Below are 17,960 nucleotides of genomic sequence, written 5' to 3'. Positions count from 1 at the left end.
CCTCCACGCCCGCCCGGGCCCGGCTCCGCGACGTGAGCCGGGCCACGTAACATGGCAGCATGTCCTTCCTCCGCCGTCGCAGCGCCGCCACTCCCGCCGGCCCGGACTTCGATGTCCTCGCCATGGACCCGGGGGACTGGCCCGGGAACCTCGGAGCCGGTCTGCTGCCCGCGCCCGACGGCACCTGCCAGGGCGTCTTCCTCCGGTACGACCTCTATGGCGGCCGCGGTCCGGCCATGATCATCGGGAATCTCCCGGCGGGCTCGCCCGCCCGCGAGACCGAAGAGGGCCAGGTCCCCTTCGAGGTCGCACAGCTGCTCCTCGCCCTGGAGAACGACGAGCCGGTGGAAGTCACCTCCACCGAGGACGTCCCCGTGATGCAGGGCGACAACCTGCTGATCGTGCGCCGCGTCAAGCTCTCCGAGACCCGCGTCGCCTGCGTGCAGTTCGACCGCAGCGACGGCGTCCTCGTCACGATCGCCAGCTGGGACCGCCCGATCACCGACGACCTCTACGCGCTGCTCAAGCCGCTGCCCGCGGAACTCTTCCAGCAGGGCTGACCACAGTCCCGAAGCAGGGCTGAAACGTCCCTGCGGCCCCCGGAGGAGTCCGTGGGCCGCAGGGACGCGGTGTTTTGCCGGGGGCCGTCCGCCGGGCCGGTCAGGCCTGGTGCCCGGCCTTCTCCCGCAGGGCGCGGTCCACGGCCTCCCGCACCCGCTCGTCCTCCAGCCGCTTGCGGCGGACCCGCCCGCGCCGGGTCCAGGCGACCGCCGCGACGATCGCGGCCAGGACCAGGACCACGAGCAGGGTCAGCGTCCACGGGACCGCGAGGCCGTGGGCCGTGGCCCGGACCGGCTTGAGGGCGGTGGTCGAACCGGCCGCGTCGGTGAGGACCGGGGTGACGGTGACGGTGGCGGCGAGCCGGTACGCGGGAGTGACGCCGTGGACCGGGACCGTCACCTTCCAGCGCTCACCCGGCAGCAGCTCCGGCGGCGCGGCGACGGCGCCGGCATCGGTGCTGAACATGCCGAACGGACCCGAGACGGCGACCTTCTGGGTCCCGGAGAGCACCGCGTTGCCCGTGTTGTGGAGGCTGTACGTCACCGTCGCGTCGCCCTGCGCGAACGGCCCTGCGGAGCCCGCGTACGAGACGTGCACGTCCTCGACGGCGAGCGCCGGCCGCAGGGCCCCACTGACCCGCAGCCTGATCCGGATGCCCAGACGCCGGTCGACCGCGATGCCCTCCGCCTCGTCGGGCTGCTTCAGCGAGGTGAGGATGCCGCCCACGTAGTCGCCCGGAGTGGCGCCGGCCGGGACCGTGACCGTGAACGGGACCTCGGCACTCCTGCCCGGGGCCACCGTGACGGTCTCGCGCGCCGCCCGCACCCAGGCGCCGATTGAGCGGGACTTCTTCTCCCGGGTCAGCAGGTCCAGCTGCCCCTTCTCGGTGGTGAAACCGTCGGCGGCGTACACCGCGAGCGTCAGCGCGGTGGTGCCGTGGTTGGCGACGACCATCGCGTCCTTCGTCTTCCCGCCCGGATTCACGCTGTAGCCGAAGCTCGACCGGTCGGCCCCGAAGTCGTTGGCGGCTGTGCGGACCGTCCAGGTGACGTCGCCGTCGTCGGCCGCCCGGGCCGGAGCGGTGGACACACCCGCCAGCGCCAGCACCGTGAACAGGACGAGGGCGCCGGCACGGACGAGGCCGGCGGGGAGGGTACGGCGGGATGGTGCCACTGCGTGCATCTCGGGGGTCTCTCTCGGATGAGGAGGTGGGGCAGGTCCGGCGGACCGGGGCCTGCCCCACCGGTGGAGCGGGATCGGTCAGCTGCTCAGCGCGGTGATCGTGAGGGTCGCGCGGTAGCCGCCCTTCTGCACGCTGTCCGGGATCTTGAGATCCAGGTCGGCGCCCAGCTTGGAGGTGCCGCGCTCGTGACCCTGCTCCGCGGAGCCGAGACCGCGGGAGACGGCGAGACCGTCACCCTGGTCGTCGTACCCGGAGGCGACCGGCGAACCGGCCTGGGCGCCCGCGCCCTGGTCGAGCACGTACGGCGTCCAGCCGAGGTAGGAGCCGGCGAACGTCTTGTCGGCGTCCTTGAACGCGCTCACGTTGGCCGAGACCGACCAGGGCGAGAGCGAGCGGCGGGTGTCCGACACGAGGATCGGGTTGATCTTGCCGGAGGCGGTGAAGTGGTCACCGTTCTCCTCCTTGGCGGTGCCGAGGTCCACCAGGCCGTTGTAGCCGTCGATGGTCCAGCCGAACTCGCCCGGAGCCGCGTTGGGCACGTTGACCTGGAGCGACTGGCCGTCACCGTTGTACGGGTGGACGCTCACCTTGTCGACGACCGAGCCGACCGGCTGCGCGGCGTCGGTGTTGTTGCACCAGTCGCCGTGCGAGACCTCGGAGTTGGGGGCGGCGCAGGTGCTGCTGCGGATGTTCTCCACGACGAGCTTCTCGTCCCGCACCTGGACCTTGACGTAGCTGCGGACGTGCTCCTGGTTCTGCACCGAGTTGTACCAGTAGTTGCCCGGGTTCAGCGGGTCGGCGCCGTTGCCCGCGCCGCTGGTGCCGCTGTTGTCGGGTGCCGTGATGTCGTAGTACTTCGACCCCGAGGCGGAGTTGGCGGTGACGTACAGGACGCCGCCGGGACCCGGGTAGACATCGGCCGCGCCCGGCTGCTCCTTCGGATCGGCCTTCTGGCCGTTCTTGATGAGGTAGCTGCGGGAGTAGCTGTGGTCGTGGCCCTGGAGGACCAGGTCGACGCCGAGCTTGGAGAAGGTGGTCGGGAAATCGACCCGACGGGCCTTGTTGTCCCCGTCCTTGGCGTGCGAGGCCGGCGAGTAGATCGAGTGGTGGTAGACGAGCACCTTCCACTTGGCCTCGGAGCCGTGCTGGTTGATGACGTCGGTGACGTACTTGGTGTGCGCCTCGTCGCCGCCGCCGCCCTGCGAGGTGGCGTAGCTGTTGCTGTTCAGGTCGATGAACAGCACGTCCTTGTAGATGTACCAGTAGTCACCGCCCGAGGTGTTGGACGCCGGGTTGCCGTTGGCGTACTTCGAGGCCGAGTTGTCCGTGTTGGGCGTCGAGAAGTGCTGCTCGTACGCCTTGCCGCCGACGTCGTGGTTGCCGATGGTGGCGGCGTACGGGACCTGGCGCAGCTGGTCGGGGGCGAGGAAGGACTTCCACTGGTCCTCGTTGTTGGCGCTCTCGATCTGGTCGCCGCCGGAGACGAGGAGTTCGGCGTTCGGGTTGGCCTTGGTGGCCACGTCCAGCGTGTCCGCCCACCCGGCCTGGTCCTGCGCCAGGTCGCCGGAGGAGCCGATCTGCGGGTCGCCGAGGAAGAGGAAGTCGTACGCGCCCTCGAAGTCCTGCGTCTTGAACGAGTACGCCGTCGACCAGTTGCCCTCGCTGCCGACCCGGTAGGAGTAAGCGGTGTTCTCCTTCAGGCCGGTGATGGTGGCGTGGCGGTTGTAGCCGCCGCTGGTGGCGATGTTCGCCGCGCCCAGCGCGTCGAAGGTGACCGCGCCGGCGGGGAACTCGCCGCCGGTGAGCTGCGCCGTGGGGGCGAGCTGCACCTTCTGGGCGGTGTCGCCGGAGGAGTACCAGCTGACCGTGCGCTGGGTCTCGTTGGCGCCGACACCCAGGACGATGCCGGTGAGGGTGGAGGCGTCGGCCGCGGACGCGGGCGAGCCCACCCCGCCCGCGAGGGCGACGGTCAGGCCGAGGAAGGCGGCGGTGGCGCCGGTGGCCACACGGGTCCGCACGGGCCCCCGGGCCTGGTGGGAAGCGTTCGATCTCATGAAGTGTCGTTTCTTCTGTGTGCATACGGTGCGTATGCAAGGGCGATCGACAAGGTGTCCGTGCAAGATGAACGAGAACTGAATGCGATCTTGGCGAGGGCTGAACATCACCGCTGACGTGCGGTTTTCACGCCCCGGCCACTCGCTGGACGAACCAGATGAGCCCCATGGCCGCGACGCACGCGGAGAGAGAGCCGGTGGTCCACGCGGCGGCCCGCGGCGAGCGGCGCACGAGCAGCAGGAGCAGCGGGAACACCGCGGCGATGATGCCGAGTTGGACCGCCTCGATGCCGACGTTGAACACCAGCAGGGACCACAGCAGGGTCCACGACCAGGCGGCTTCGATACCGAGCGCGCCCGCGAACCCCAGCCCGTGCACGAGTCCGAAACAGAACACGACGCCGAGACGGGTCCAGCCCGCGCGGTCCAGGGCGAACCGGCCCTCGCCGGGCGCCGGGAGCTCCGCGACACGGGCGCCGCGCCCCCTGATCCGCCACAGGTGCCAGCCGGCGACCACCGCGATGGAGAGCGCGATGACGGGTTCCACCAGGCCGGCCGGTATGTGCACCAGCCCCAGCGCGGCCAGCAGGAACGTCACGGAGTGGGCCAGCGTGAAACTGGTGGCGGCCAGGACGACTTCGCGCGGACGCCGGGACCCGGCGATGAGCGCCAGCAGGAACAGGATGTGGTCGGTGCCGGTCAGCAGATGCTCGGCGCCCAGCCGGAAGAACTCCCAGAAGCGCTGCGTCCAGGACTGGCTGATGGAGAAGGACGGGTGCCCGGCGTCGAGCGCGGCGCTCCCGGTGCGGCCGTCGACGTCGTAGGTGACGATCGTCTTGGTGCCCTTGACGTACCCCTCGGAGTCGGGGAAGAGCGTGCCGCGCACCACGTGGTCGCCGCCCGTGCCGTGTCCGGCGCAGCTCCAGTCGAGATCCAGCAGGGCGTACGGCACGCCCTCCTCGGTGCCCATCCGGAACGCGCCGTCAGGCGTGGGCGTACAGGCCTTCCCTCCGGCGCTGACCGAGAGGTGCCGGGTGACGTAGGCGAGCACGGTCCTGCGGTGCGCTTCGAGCGCGGCGGCCTCGGCCACCGGGTCCCCCGCCTCGAACGCGTCGGTGCCCGACCGGAAGAGGGGGTCGTCGTCACCGGTGTCGGCGGCCGAGACGACGAGCAGGTCGTACTCCAGTTTCAGTCGGGTGTGCAGCGGTCGGTCGCCGTCGGCGGTGACACGTGCGTACACGGTCGACGAGAAACCGTGGGCGGCGGCGGGCCGGGCGAGGCAGAGCAGGAAGAGAACCGCCGCGGCGAGAGCGAGCAGGGGGCGGCGTACACGGTGAGGCATGGAACTCCTTGAGGTTGCCCGTGCACCGTGCAGGCCGTGAATGAACCGGAAGCGGCTGGTCAGCGAAGCGTGGGAAAACAAACGTTCGACAGCGGTCCGTTTCGTGGAGATCGAGTGCCCCGACGGCGCAGGATGTGCGGAAAGCCGCCCCGCACCGGCCCGCCCCGCACACGCCGGGCCGCGCGGGCACACCGCCGTGTGCGGTCGTGTCGCCGGGGCCCTCTACCGGAGGACGATCGTCTTGCACCGCCCGCTCCAGGCCGCCGCCGTGACCACCGCGGCCGCCCTCGCCCTGCTCGCCGGATGCGCCTCGGGCACCGACTGGTCGCGGCCGCACCCGCGGCCCTCCGCGATCGGTGCGCTGGGCGCGGGATTCATCGGCCCGGACGAGTCGCCCGCCCCGGAGTCCACCGTCACGCCCGATCCCGGCTCCTGGTCGAAGGTGCGCCCCTCGGACGGCGCCCGCGTCGTCCTGCTCACCGCGGGCCACGACCGGCCCACCAAGACCCTGGTGACCGCCGTGAAGACGTGGGCCGGCGACGAGGACGTCGATCTGCGGACCGTGACGGCGGCCGGCACCGCCGACCTCCTCCCCGCCGTCGTCAGGGCGATGGACCTCCACCCCGACCTCGTCATCAGCGCGGGCAACAGCCTCGTCGACCCGCTCGCCACGGTCACCCCGAGCCACCTCGACCAGGAGTTCCTGGTCGTGGGCGCCGAACTCGCCGAACCCACCCACAACGTCACGGCGGTCGACTGGACGGGCGCGTCCTTCCGGGGCGAGGGCCTCGGCATGTCCTCCGCGTACGACGCCGCCTCCTTCACCGCCGCCCGCTGTGCGGCGGCCGTCCGCGCCGGAACGGCGGCGGTGCTCTCGGGACACACCGGCATCGTGGTGTGGCTCGACAGGTTCTGAGCGAGCCTCCCCGGCCCGGGTTCCGTCCACGGGAGCCCGGGCCGGGGCCCCGCTACCCCCGCGCCCCCGCCGGAGCCGCCACCAGCGAGGCCAGCCGCGCCGCCGAGGTGCCGAACCCGGTCGGACCGGTCAGCCGGCCCCACGGCGAGCGGGCGGCGCTCTCCCGGCGCAGGTCCTCCTCGCGGTACCGGCGGCAGTCCCGGTGCCAGATCAGGATGCCCGCCAGCCAGTGCCGCAGCTCCTGCACATAGCCGGCGAGCACCTCCCGGGACTCCGCGTCCAGCGCGAAGTCGTCGTACAGCACCGGAAGTTCCACCTCGGCGACATGCTCGAACTGCCGCAGACGCCCGTTCATCAGGTCGTGGATGATCGCCACCCCGGTCGGGTAGTCGACGCCGAAGAAGTTCTGCACGACCAGGACCCCGTTGTGCACCTCGCCCTCGTACTCGATCTCCTTCTGGTACGAGAACAGGTCGTTGAGGAGGGCCGCGTAGTCCGCCGCCGCGTTCTCCAGCGACCGCATCGGACCGCTGCGGTAGATCTCCGGCGGCACCTTCTTCCCGTGCGCCAGCCGGCACAGGGCCATCGTGAGATCGGACCCGAAGGTCATGCGGCGCATCTCGATGTAGTCCACCGGGTCGGGGATACGGTTCTGCGCCTGGTTCGCCAGCTCCCACAGCCAGCTCTCCGTCATCGACTCGATCGCGTACCGGAAGGCCCGCCGCCCCTCCTCGTCCATCGGGCCCGCGGTCCGCTCCCACAGGTCCCCGAGCGCGCGCTCCAGCGCGTTCACCGGCTCGGGCACACCCGCGGCCGAACCGTCCAGCGGCATGAAGAGCGACAGCCGCTCGTTGGCCAGCCGCGCCCCCGCCAGATCGCGGGTGCGCCCGTGCACCACCGGGAACCAGTCGTCGCCGTACGTGCCCCAGGCCAGCCACGCCGAGGAGAGGTCCAACTCCTCGGGCGAGGCGTCCGGATGGATGCCCGCCGCGCAGAGCGGGAGATCGACCGCGATGATCCGGTCCTCGTCCCAGATGTGCGAGCCGGGCACTCCCGGTTGCTCCTCCAGGATCCCCATCCGGCGCGCCCAGTCGACGATCCGCACACGCGCCCCGTCCAGATGGGGGCTGAGCGTGGTCGTGAACGGGAGCTGGATGTCGGGCAGCAGGGAGGGGCCGACCCGCTGATGCGGCACATGGCTGTGCCCCCGCAGCCGGGCCGCCTCCGAGCGGGGGGTGAAACGGATCGACGCTGCCGCCATGCCGAACGTGTCCGCCATCCCCAGGCGGCCCGAAGTCGCCTCCGCGCCACCGTCGTTCATGTAGCGGCTGGAGCGCAGATGCCACTCGTGGCCGCCGGACTGCCAGTCCTGGAGCCCCTTCACGTACGCGAGGACGGCGGCGGCCTCCGCCGGACCCAGCCCCTTGCTCGCGCAGAGCGGGCCGAGTTCGGTCAGGACCGTGTTCTCGAACTGCTGGAGCCGGGAGGTGAGCAGGTCGTTGACGGCCTCGGCCGCCTCCTGCGTGGAGCAGCCGAGGAACTTCTCCAGCACCAGCACGCCGTTGCTGTTCTCGCCCTCGTCCTCCACCTCGCGCTGGTAGGAGAAGAGGTCGTTGCGCAGGTGGACGCCGTCGGAGAAGGCGTCGCGCAGGACCCGAAGGGCCCGGGCGCCGGCCACCGCCTCGGGGACCTCGGCGTTCGCCGCGTACTCCACCAGCCCGGCCGACCAGGGGGCTCCTCCCACCTTGCGGCGCATCTCGATGTACTCGACCGGGTTGGCGATCCGGCCCTCGTTGATGTTCGCGAGCTCCCACAGCGACTCGTTGAGCAGGTTCTCCGTCGCCTCGGCGAACCGTGCCCGCCACGCGTCCGACATGCTCGGCACCGTCCGCGCCCAGAGATCCGCGAGCCCCGCCTCGACCGGGTTGACCGGCTCCGGAGTCGGGGCGCCCCGATCCATCGGCATGAAGGCGGGCAGCCGGTCGAGGTAACGTTTCGCGCCCTCCCGGTCAGGAGTGCGCTTGAACAGCTCCAGGAAGTGGTCGTCGAAGAAGAAGACCCACACGTACCAGTCGGTGACCAGCGACAGAGCCTCGGACGAGCAGTCGGGATGGGTGTACGCGCACAACAGCGCGTAGTCGTGCGCGTCGAGGTCCTTCTCGTCCCAGATGCCGGATCCCTCCAGCATCCCCATGCCGCGCGCCCACTCCTTGGTGTGGCGCCGCGCCTCCTCCAGGTGTGGGCTGAGCCGTGCCGGATACGGGACGTAGAAGTCCGGCAACGAGAAGGGCTGTGCCATGTGCGTCGGGCCTTTCCAGGAGACTCCGCGCGCCGTTCGCGCGGACCCGTCTTGCGCGCCAGCACTACCCCTCGGCCATCCGGGCTACGCACAGCAGTCATAAGTCGCATAATCACCACGGGCTCTCCCCGGTGGAGTAAAACTCCGGTAACGGAACCCGTCACCCGCTCCGGGCGTTCCTGCCCGCCGCAGGTCACGGCGGCTGTCAGTGGTCTGCACCACTGGCTCATCCGCCGTTCCCCACAACGCTCTTGACGTGTCGTCATCCGGGGCCAGAGAGTGTGCCGCCACGACGGTACGAGAGATCGACTCGCCCCACGGCACAGGAAGTCCCGCTCCCAGAAGGGTTGTCATGACGTCGAAGAAGAGGTCCAGGCTCGCGCTCGCGCTGGTCGCGGCCGGTGCGCTGTGCACCGCCCTGCTCACCCCGGCCGCCCAGGCCGAAGGTGTGCGTCCCGAGTGCCCACGCAGCCTCGCCTGCGACTGGGTCCCGGCGGCGTACCAGCAGACCGGTGACCCGGCCGACAAGGCCACGTACGGCAACTACGACACCGCGGACCGGCCGAAGACCAACGCGATCAAGTTCATCGTGCTGCACGACACCGAGGTCGACTTCGACGGAACCCTCAGGACCTTCCAGAACCCGCTCAACAAGACCTCGGCCCACTACGTCGTCCGCTCCTCGGACGGGCACGTCACGCAGATGGTCAAGACCAAGGACATCGCCTGGCAGGCGGGCAACTGGTACGTCAACACCCACTCCATCGGCATCGAACAGGAGGGCTTCGCCGCCGACGGGGCCGCCTGGTACACCGACGCGATGTACCGCTCCACCGCCAAGCTGGTCGCCCACCTCGCCAAGCAGTACGACATCCCGCTCGACCGGCAGCACATCCTCGGCCACGACGGCGTCCCGCCCACCAGCGCCGCCGGAACCAAGAGCATGCACTGGGACCCGGGCCCCTACTGGGACTGGAACCGCTTCATGGCCCTCCTCGGGAAGGGGAGCCGGCCCTCCGGCCCCAAGAAGAGCGAACTCGTCACCGTCGCACCGGACTTCGCGCAGAACCAGCAGGAGTTCCGCGACTGCGAGAAGGGCGTGGACCTGCCCCTCCAGGGCAGCAGCGCCGTCCCCCTGCGCACCGAGCCCTCCGCCGACGCGCCGCTCTTCTCCGACCCCGGACTGCACCCGGACGGATCGGCCGGCACCGACTGCGCCGCCGACTGGGGCAGCAAGATCAGCGCCAGCCAGCAGGCCGTCGTCGCCGAGCGGGTACCCGGCTGGACGGCGATCTGGTGGTACGGCCAGAAGGCATGGCTGAGCACGCCCGCCGGTACACGTGTCACCGTCCCCACGAAGGGCACCGTCGTCCGCCCGAAGGCGGGCCGGACCGAGGTTCCCGTGTACGGCGTCGCCTACCCGGACGCGGCCGAGTACCCGGCCGGCTTCACACCCCGCACCGGCTCTCCGCTCGTCTACACGATCAAGGCGGGACAGGCGTTCCCGGGCGGCGGCGAGGCACCGACCGGCTACTACTACGCGCCCACCATCGACGCGTCGACCCCGTACGACCACACCTACTTCGCCGGCGGACAGAAGTACCTGACCGTCCAGATCGGCCACCGGGTCGGGTTCGTGAAGGCGACCGACGTGGACGTGGTCCGCGTCGGCTGACGAGGCGCTCCGGTCCGGGCGGGCGGACATGACCGCGCCCGCCCGGACATGACCGCGCGCCCGCGGGCCGGTGTGTCGGCACCTCCCGCGAGCGCGCTCCCCCTGAGGGGCGGGGCCGGGAACCCCCGGACCCGCCCGAGGTCAGCGTGTGCCGACGGCCGCCCGTACGGCCCGGCGGGCCATGGCGCAGTCGTCGTGCAGCCGGCGCAGCAGCAGCCGCTGTTCCTCGCCGGACGACAGAGTGCCGGGACGGTCGTGCGAGGCCCCCGCGGGACCGGGCTCCCGCATGGTCCGCTGGACGGCCGTCTCGTAGGTACGGATCTCTCGTGTCAGCACCAGCATCAGATTGACCAGGAACGCGTCCCTGGCGTCCGCGCCGCGCGCCTGCGCCAGCTTGCTGATCTCACGCCGCGCCACCACCGCGTCCTGACCCAGCACCGTCCAGAGCGTCGCCAGGTCGTACCCCGGGAGGTACCAGCCCGCGTGCTCCCAGTCCAGGAGGACCGGACCGGTGGGCGACAGCAGGATGTTGGAGAGCAGCGCGTCCCCGTGGCAGAACTGGCCCATGCCCTGCCGGCCGCCCGCGACCGCGAGACCGTGCAGCAGCTTCTGCAGGTCGCCCAGGTCGCGGTCGGTGAAGAGCCCCAGCTCGTGGTAGCGGGAGATCCGCGAGGCGTAGTCCAGCGGGGCGTCGAAGAGACCGGCCGGCGGCCGCCATTCGTTGACCCGGCGGATCGCGCCGAGCACCTGGCGCACATCCGTACGAGGGGGTGCCTCCAGGGGGTGGCGCGTCAACGCCGCCACCCGTCCGGGCATCCGCTCGATCACCAGCGTGCAGTTCTCCGGGTCGGCCGCGATCAGCCGGGGCACCCGGACCGGCGGTCGGTGCCGGACGAACGAGCGGTACGTCGCTATCTCGTGCCGGAATCGTTCGGTCCAGGCCGGCGAGTGGTCGAGTAAACACTTCGCCACCGCGGTCGTACGTCCGGTCATCCCCACGATCAGTACGGAGCGACCGCTGCGGCGCAGAACCTGGACCGGGTTGAACTCGGGGCAGATGCGCTTCACGGAGGCGATGGCCATGCGCACCTGCGCACCCTGGGGACCCGACAAGTCGATTCTCCCGCTGAGCGGTTGGGTTCCCGGGCCCGCCGTCCGCCGGGGCCGGCCCAGACCCGGTGCCGGAGCGCCGGAGAGGGGGGCGAGAAACGGTCCGCCTCCGGTTCCCCTCGGACGCAGCGGCCGGGGCGGAGCGGACACGGAGGACGATGCTGTGTACATGGGCGAGACAGATCCCTTCGTGCGCCGACAAGTTGCGTGCACCACCCCGGCCGGCGGCCGTCCGGCACCCTGGGGAGTACCGAGGGCTGCCGGGCGGGGTGGCGCACTCCTACCTGACACCGCGGGGCCGGTGGCAGTGCAGATAGCGAGCCCTGGCGAACGGGTGGCGAATATGCGCGCCGCATCTGACTCGGGGTTAGTGTGCAACTCAGCCGAGAACCTGGGGGCTTGACGTGACCGGAGAACCCAACACCCGTCTTTCCGATCTGTTCGGCATGGCCGGATGGTCAAAAGGCGAGCTCGCGAGGATGGTGAACCGGAAGGCGGCGGCCATGGGCCACTCCCAACTGGCGACCGACACCTCGCGCGTCAGGCGCTGGATCGACATGGGGGAGTCCCCGCGCGATCCTGTGCCGGAGGTGCTGGCGGCTCTGTTCACCGAGCGGCTCGGCCGTGTCGTGACCATCGAGGACCTCGGGTTCGGCCGACGCGGGCGCACGGGAAAACGGCGGGTCGCCGGGAAGGACGAGCATCCCGACGACGTTCCGTGGGCGCCCGAACGGACGGCGGCGGTCCTCACCGAATTCACGGGAATGGACCTCATGCTCAACCGACGCGGCCTGGTGAGCGCGGGCGTCGCGCTCGCCGCCGGCCCCACCCTCACCAGTGCCCTGAACGACTGGCTGCACTCCGATCCCACTCCGGCGGCCGACGCGCCCCGGACCGACACCCCCCTCCACGCGGACCCCGCGGGGTTCGACCGGTACGACACCGCCCCCATCGGCTCCGCCGAGGTCACCGCCCTGGAGAACGCGGTCGACATCTTCCGCAAGTGGGACGCCCAGCGCGGCGGCGGACTCCAGCGCAAGGCGGTGGTGGGCCAACTCAACGAGGTGGGAGGCCTGCTGGCGTACCGTCATCCCGCAGACCTTCAGCAGCGTCTGTGGGGCGTCGCGGCCAACCTCGCCGTACTCGCCGGCTGGATGTCGCACGACGTCGGCCTCGAACCCACCGCCCAGAAGTACTTCGTCATCGCCGCGCACGCGGCGCGCGAGGGCGGCGACCGGCCGCGGGCCGGGGAGGCCCTGTCGCGGGCGGCACGCCAGATGGTCCACCTGGGGCGTCCGGACGAGGCGCTCGATCTGATGAAGCTCGCCCACTCCGGGGCGGGCGAGGAGGCACTGCCGCGCACCCGCGCCATGCTCCACACGATTGACGCGTGGGCGTACGCGTCGATGGGCCGCGGGCAGGCGATGCGCCGCTCCCTCGGCGAGGCGGAGGAGCTGTTCGTCTCCGACCGGAACGACGAGGAGGCGCCGAGCTGGATGCAGATGTTCGACGAGGCCGATCTCTACGGCATGCAGGCGCTCGCGTTCCGCACGCTGGCCGACCACGAACCCTCGGCGGCCGCTCTCGCGCAGCAGCACGCCAAGAAGGCCCTCGGGATGCGGAACGACGGACGTCAGCGTTCCAAGCTCTTCGACTTCATCTCGCTCGCGTCGGCGTGCTTCATCGCCGGCGACCCGGAACAGGGGAACACCTACGCCCGGCGGGCCATGGTGTCGATGGGGGAGACCTCCTCGCACCGCACCTGGGACCGGCTGCAGCAGATGTACGAGCTCACCGCGCCGTACACCGACGACCCCGCGATCCGCGACCTCCGCGAGGAGCTCGCACTCGTGATGCCCCGCCAGGCGAAGAAGGAGAAGGGGGCCGAGGCCTGAAGCCGCGCCGACCGGCCCAACGCTCCGAAACGCTTCGCCCTGTGCGTCCGACGGGTGTTCCGCCGCGTGTCAGGTGCCGGGCGTCGGCTGTCGGGTGTCAGCCGGCGATGCGGGCGACCAGCACGCAACCCTCGACCGGGCGGTCGTCCCCGCCGAACTCCTCGGCGACGGTCCGTACGCATTCGGCTGCCGTACGGGACCGGGAGAAGCGTGGCGACAGCCCGAGCAGCTTCTCCGGGGCGGCGCCGCGGTCCGCGGCCGGGGCCAGTCCGTCGGTGCGCAGCAGGAGCACGTCACCGGGAAGCAACCGCGCGGTCTCCTGCCCGTAGGCGATTCCCGGGGCGGCGCCCAGGAGCACCCCGTCGGGAGGAGGCAGCGGGGCCCCGGAGCCGCCGCGGAACAGCAGGGGGGCGGGGTGTCCCGCCTGTGCCCAGGTCAGGAGGTTGGCGGAAGGATCGAAGAGCCCGCACAGGGCGCTGCCCAGGGTCGGCTGGACCGATGCCTGGAGCAGCTGGTTCAGATGGGTCAGCAGCGCGCGGGGCTCGACGCCCGCCACGGCCATGCCCCGCAGCGCGCCGAGCACCATGGCCATGGAGGAGGCCGCCGGAATGCCGCGCCCGGTGAGGCTGCCGATGGTGAGGAGGGTCCGGCCGTCCGGCAGCGCCATGGCGTCGTACCAGTCGCCGCCGGTCGGGCCGCACGTCCGTGACGGCAGGAGGCGGGCGGCGACGTCCATGACGGCGCCGGATCCGCCGCCGCGCACCGGTCCCAGTGAGTCGGGCGGGGACGGCAGGACGGCCTGGTGCAGTTCGACCGCGATCCGGTGCTCGGCCCGCGCGATGTCGTCCTGCCGGTGCAGGGTGTCGCGGGTGCGGACTTCGAGCTGCCGGCTGTCGTTCAGCGCGCTGACGTCGCGCAGGACCGCCCAGAGCGAGACGGTGCGGCCCTCGGGGTCCAGCACCGGCTCACCCATGGCGTGGAGGGTCCGCGTCCCGCCGTCCGGACGGCGGATGCGGAACTCGCCGTCCATCGGCTTTCCGTCGATCAGGCAGTTGGTCACCATGGAGGTGAGCAGGGGCTGGTCCTCGGGGACGAGGACGGTGGGCAGCTCGTCCAGGGAGAGAGGCCCCGCGTCGACGTCCCTGCCGAAGATCTCGTAGAGCTCGGTGGACCATGCGACGTCGTCGTTGAGGAGGTTCCACTCGGCGCTGCCCGCCCGGCCCGACAGTGGGCCCTGGTCCTCGTCGGCCGGAACGGCGTCCGTGGTCAGCGGGGGAGGTCCCTCCCTGAGCTGTCCGAGGCGGGCGCCGAGATCGTCGAGGTGGTGGGCGGCGAGCTCGCAGAGCGCGCGCTGCCAGCGCTGGTGAGGGTCGTCCTCGTCGATGACCACCGCGGCCCGGCACACCGAGTCCAGGTCTCCGCGCAGTCGGCGTGCTCGGTTGATCATCGCGTCGACGGCGTCCCGCTCGGACGGTCGTACCGCCGGGCGGTCCGCGAAGAGGGGGGACGGCATCTCGAACTCCGATACAGACGCTGCTGCCGGTTCTCGGGGAGGAACGGGAGAGGAACCGAGGATGACTGTGACACAGCGGAGTGGGGCTCGTAAGGGGTTTGCCGACACTCGTAGCGTTCTTGCGTATGGCATATGCCAGCGGCTGACGCGCGAGAGCGCGCTTCGAACGCCCATTCGTGGATGGGGAGTTGGTCTGAGGTGAAATGGTCCACCGAGGGGCATCGGGGAGGAAGTGCGTCCCGATTGCGGGTCGGGCGCCTTCCGCGGGTGATCCAAGGGTGGCCCAGGGGGCAGGGGGGCAGGGGGGCAGGGGGCGTCCGGGGGCGGGAATGCCGCTCGGGTTGCTCGTGTTGTCCGACCAGAATGAAAACGACACCCATCCCGGACAAGGGGTGGAAGCGTCGTCCAGCGGAGGAGGCATTCATGGCACGCAGCGAACTCAGGCCGGTCGTCACCCTCCGGTCCACGGCGGGGACCGGGCAGAGCTACGTCACGCGGAAGAACCGCCGCAACGACCCGGACCGCCTGGAACTGCGGAAGTTCGACCCGGTGGCCGGCCATCACGTGGTCTTCCGGGAAGCCCGCTGAACCCGAGGGCCCGCTGAAACCGGGGCCGGTTGAAGCCGGGGGCCCGATGAACCTGGCAGCACCCTGAACCGCACGGCCTGCTGAACCGCACGGCCTGCGAACCGCACTGTCCGCCGTACCGCACGGGAAGGAACACCCCATGAAGCAGCAGATCCACCCCGCCACCCGTTCCGTCGTCTTCCGTGACCGGGTAGCCGGGGTCGCCTTCCTGACCCGCTCGACCGCCGACGCGACCGAGCGCGTGGAATGGGAGGACGGCCGGAACTATCCGGTGATCGACGTCGAGACCTCCACGGCGAGCCACCCGTTCTACACCGGCACGCAGCGGGTGCTGGACACGGCGGGGCGGATCGACCGCTTCCGTCGCCGCTACGGAGACGTCGCGGCCGGGCACTGACGAGCCGGCCGGGATCGCCGGCAGCCGGCCGGTCCCGGTCCGTCGTCCGCCGGATCCGTGCCCCGGATCACACCGGGGAGGCCCGAGTCCGGGAACACCCGCGAGTGGTTTATCGTTCACCTATACGTGGTGCGAGGGGGACAGTGTCCCCGGGCCTCACCTTTCGCCCATGGGGAAGATCGTTCGGCTGAAGCCCCATGGAGCAACCCGCCGAGAGGCGACCGCCCCTCGTACCTCATGAACGGCCCCGGCCGGATTCCCCCGATCCGGCCGGGGCTTTCTCCTGTCCGGGGAAGCCCGCCTCGGCGCGAAAGCGTTCAGACCGCGAAAACGTTCAGACCGCGAAAGTGCTCGGCCCCGCGAAAGCGCTCAGCCGCGCGACCGACCGGGCCGCCCGGCCGCCTCCAGGACCAGCGCCCCCACGGCCGGGAACACCGCCACGGACGCGGCCCCCGGCGGCCACCACCGTGTCGCCGCGGCGGCCAGTGCGGCACCGGCCACCACGGCGGCCAGCCGCCCGAACGCCCGGACGTCGTCCCGGACCGGCCGGCCGAGCGCCAGCCGGCCCGCCAGCGAGGTCAGCGTGCCGGTGAAGAAGTTGGTCGGGGTCACCCGGACCATGCCCTGGATTCCCATGGCCACCGCCACGGTGGCGAGCAGCCCGGTCCGATCCGTCCCCGGCGTGACGAGTCCCAGCCCCCACACTGTCGCAGCGGCGCCCAGCAGGACCACCTCGACCAGCAGCAGAGCCGCCACCGGCCACCCCCACCGCCGCGCCATCAGCGCGCCGCACCCGGCCCCGGCCGCGTACGACACCAGCGCGGCGCCCACGTGCGCCGCGGATCCCTCCTCGCCCGCTCCCGTCGCCGAGGCGCCCAGCAGCACGAGGTTTCCGGTCATCACCCCCGCGAAGACCTGCCCCGCGCAGAGGAAGACGAACGCGTCGGCCGCCCCGGAGGCTCCCGAGAGCAGCAGCAGGGCCCAGGCGGTACGGCCGGCCGGGGCGTCCCCGGCCGGTGGGCCGGGCGGGGGAGGGGAGGAGGAGGACACCCGGGCATTCTCGGCGCGCCTGCGCCCGGACACCGCGCATCCCCGCATCCGGGCGTGCCGGGGCGCGCCGTACGCCACACGGCCGTACGCACCCTCCGGGACTCGCCGGGGGTGGGTACGGCCGTGTGCGAGGGGGCCGGTCAGCCGGCCGCGCGCGGGACCACCGTGGACAGCACGTCGGTCAGCGCGTGCCAGTCCGCCGAGATGATGCTGGCGTGCCGCCCCGCGAGGAGGGTGAGCCGGTCCAGGGCCTCGGCGGGCGTCGGGTTGGTGCCGTCGATGGCGGGTGCCACGTTGTTCGCGTCCGTCATCAGCACCAGGTACTGGTTGCGGGCGTACCAGGCGGTGTCGACGGAGCCGCCCGCGTACGCGGAGGCGTCACCGTCGAAGATCACGAACCAGGGCCGGAGGGAGGCGTCGGTGTACCGCGTGCGGGGGTCGCCGGCCTGCGCCGTGTGCACGGCGGGGAAGGCCGAGGCCTCGCGCAGCCGGCCCGCGGCGGCCAGGTCACGCAGCCGCGTGGCGTACTCGCGGTCCGTCCACAGGGTGTCGAGCGGGTTGCCCTCCTCGACCGTGCCCGGGATCAGCTCCACCAGGAAACGGCCCGCCAGCGCGTCGCGCGTGGGCCAGCCCCCGGAGGTGACGGCCTCGTCGAGGGTGGCGTGGGAGCCCGCGAGGTCGGCGGGGCGGTAGAGCGCGTCGCCGAGCTTCGCCGTGAGCAGCGCGTCCAGTTCGGCAGGACCGCGTCCGCTCGTGCCGAGGAATCCGTCCTTGAGCTCGACCTTCAGCACGACGGGCCGGTGCCCCGGGTGGACGTCGTGCCAGGCGCGGATGTCGGAGAGGCAGCCGGCGAGGTTCTGGTTGCGGGGCTTGCTGCGCAGCTCGGCGGCGCTCGCGGCGTTCTCGCAGTTGTTGTCGTTGCCGAGCGGGTTGCTGTGGGAGACGCGCCACGAACTGCCGAACGCGTTGGTCCACACGTCGAGTTCGAGCATCGCCGCCCCGGAGTCGAGCGCGTCGGCGAAGTAGGTGAACGTCGACTTCTCGTACGCGTTGTGCACCCCGACGCCCGTCGTCGCGCCGTACGAGCTGCCGCCCTGGCCCGTGGCGGACTGTGCGCTGCCGGCCGAGACCGCCACGCAGAACAACCCGGCCGCGGCGGCCGTCACCCACCGGCGCCATCCCTGCTTCATGGACCCTCACCCTCACCCAGACCGTCGAAGTTGATGCGGACGCGTCAACATGGAGCACGATAGGAGCAGGGGATGACCTTCAGGAGTACGCGAACCGGCCGTTCGGGGAGCACCGGCTGTCCGCGCGGCAGCCACGGCTACGGACCGGCGAAGACGGTGTCCGGGAGGAGCGCGGAAGCGACGGTCC

Annotated in this window: 13 protein-coding genes and 1 pseudogene; 6 read left to right on the top strand and 8 right to left on the bottom strand. The window is 71.6% G+C overall.

Going from position 1 to position 17,960, the window contains the following annotated elements:
• Positions 1–59 precede the first annotated feature (59 nt).
• Positions 60–560, top strand: a complete 501-nt coding sequence (locus OG599_RS00625; protein WP_327173904.1) for a hypothetical protein — start codon at positions 60–62, stop codon at positions 558–560.
• Between the two features lie 100 nt (positions 561–660).
• Here OG599_RS00625 and OG599_RS00620 read toward each other — a convergent pair whose 3' ends face one another.
• The 3 genes from OG599_RS00620 to OG599_RS00610 all read right to left on the bottom strand — a co-directional run bounded on the left by OG599_RS00620 (position 661) and on the right by OG599_RS00610 (position 5,140).
• Positions 661–1,743, bottom strand: a complete 1,083-nt coding sequence (locus tag OG599_RS00620) for a WxL protein peptidoglycan domain-containing protein (RefSeq protein ID WP_327173903.1) — start codon at positions 1,741–1,743, stop codon at positions 661–663.
• A gap of 78 nt (positions 1,744–1,821) precedes the next feature.
• A complete protein-coding gene (locus OG599_RS00615) occupies positions 1,822–3,798 on the bottom strand; it encodes a metallophosphoesterase family protein (protein ID WP_327173901.1) in 1,977 nt (658 codons plus the stop codon).
• Positions 3,799–3,925: 127 nt separating this feature from the next.
• The gene (locus OG599_RS00610; RefSeq protein ID WP_327173900.1) at positions 3,926–5,140 is read right to left on the bottom strand and encodes a HupE/UreJ family protein; all 1,215 of its coding nucleotides are present in this window, start codon (positions 5,138–5,140) and stop codon (positions 3,926–3,928) included.
• A 241-nt stretch (positions 5,141–5,381) separates the two neighbouring features.
• Here OG599_RS00610 and OG599_RS00605 point away from each other — a divergent pair, with 241 nt between their 5' ends.
• Positions 5,382–6,056, top strand: a complete 675-nt coding sequence (locus OG599_RS00605; RefSeq protein ID WP_327173899.1) for a hypothetical protein — start codon at positions 5,382–5,384, stop codon at positions 6,054–6,056.
• Between the two features lie 52 nt (positions 6,057–6,108).
• On the opposite strand, the gene OG599_RS00600 is transcribed toward OG599_RS00605, so the two are convergent.
• Entirely contained in the window at positions 6,109–8,355 is a 2,247-nt protein-coding gene (locus tag OG599_RS00600) for a terpene synthase family protein (RefSeq protein ID WP_327173898.1), read from the bottom strand.
• 352 nt (positions 8,356–8,707) lie between these two features.
• Between OG599_RS00600 and OG599_RS00595 the strand changes: the two genes are divergently transcribed.
• Positions 8,708–10,030, top strand: a complete 1,323-nt coding sequence (locus tag OG599_RS00595; protein ID WP_327173897.1) for an N-acetylmuramoyl-L-alanine amidase — start codon at positions 8,708–8,710, stop codon at positions 10,028–10,030.
• A 141-nt stretch (positions 10,031–10,171) separates the two neighbouring features.
• Here OG599_RS00595 and OG599_RS00590 read toward each other — a convergent pair whose 3' ends face one another.
• Complete coding sequence (locus tag OG599_RS00590) at positions 10,172–11,311, bottom strand: aminoglycoside phosphotransferase family protein (RefSeq protein WP_327173896.1); 1,140 nt, start codon at positions 11,309–11,311, stop codon at positions 10,172–10,174.
• Positions 11,312–11,544: 233 nt separating this feature from the next.
• Here OG599_RS00590 and OG599_RS00585 point away from each other — a divergent pair, with 233 nt between their 5' ends.
• The gene (locus tag OG599_RS00585) at positions 11,545–13,035 is read left to right on the top strand and encodes a DNA-binding protein NsdB (RefSeq protein ID WP_327173894.1); all 1,491 of its coding nucleotides are present in this window, start codon (positions 11,545–11,547) and stop codon (positions 13,033–13,035) included.
• 97 nt (positions 13,036–13,132) lie between these two features.
• On the opposite strand, the gene OG599_RS00580 is transcribed toward OG599_RS00585, so the two are convergent.
• On the bottom strand, positions 13,133–14,548 hold the full coding sequence (locus tag OG599_RS00580; protein ID WP_327173893.1) for a PP2C family protein-serine/threonine phosphatase: 1,416 nt from the start codon (positions 14,546–14,548) through the stop codon (positions 13,133–13,135).
• 423 nt (positions 14,549–14,971) lie between these two features.
• On the opposite strand from OG599_RS00580, the gene rpmG reads away from it, so the two are divergent.
• Together rpmG and OG599_RS00570 are read left to right on the top strand one after the other, a co-directional pair.
• Positions 14,972–15,136 (top strand): 50S ribosomal protein L33, encoded by a 165-nt coding sequence (gene rpmG, locus OG599_RS00575; RefSeq protein WP_266712731.1) that lies wholly within the window; start codon positions 14,972–14,974, stop codon positions 15,134–15,136.
• Between the two features lie 139 nt (positions 15,137–15,275).
• A complete protein-coding gene (locus tag OG599_RS00570) occupies positions 15,276–15,533 on the top strand; it encodes a type B 50S ribosomal protein L31 (protein WP_327173891.1) in 258 nt (85 codons plus the stop codon).
• 243 nt (positions 15,534–15,776) lie between these two features.
• Here the strand turns inward: OG599_RS00570 and OG599_RS00565 are convergent.
• Together OG599_RS00565 and OG599_RS00560 are read right to left on the bottom strand one after the other, a co-directional pair.
• Positions 15,777–16,508 (bottom strand): annotated as a pseudogene (locus tag OG599_RS00565) (YoaK family protein); the annotation flags it as partial.
• Positions 16,509–16,723: 215 nt separating this feature from the next.
• Entirely contained in the window at positions 16,724–17,773 is a 1,050-nt protein-coding gene (locus tag OG599_RS00560) for a phosphatidylinositol-specific phospholipase C domain-containing protein (RefSeq protein WP_327173889.1), read from the bottom strand.
• Positions 17,774–17,960: the final 187 nt, after the last annotated feature.

The organism is Streptomyces sp. NBC_01335 (genome assembly GCF_035953295.1).
GTDB lineage: Bacteria > Actinomycetota > Actinomycetes > Streptomycetales > Streptomycetaceae > Streptomyces.
The sequence above is the reverse complement of the archived record's forward strand: the minus strand, read 5'-3'. Positions and strand labels throughout refer to the sequence as shown.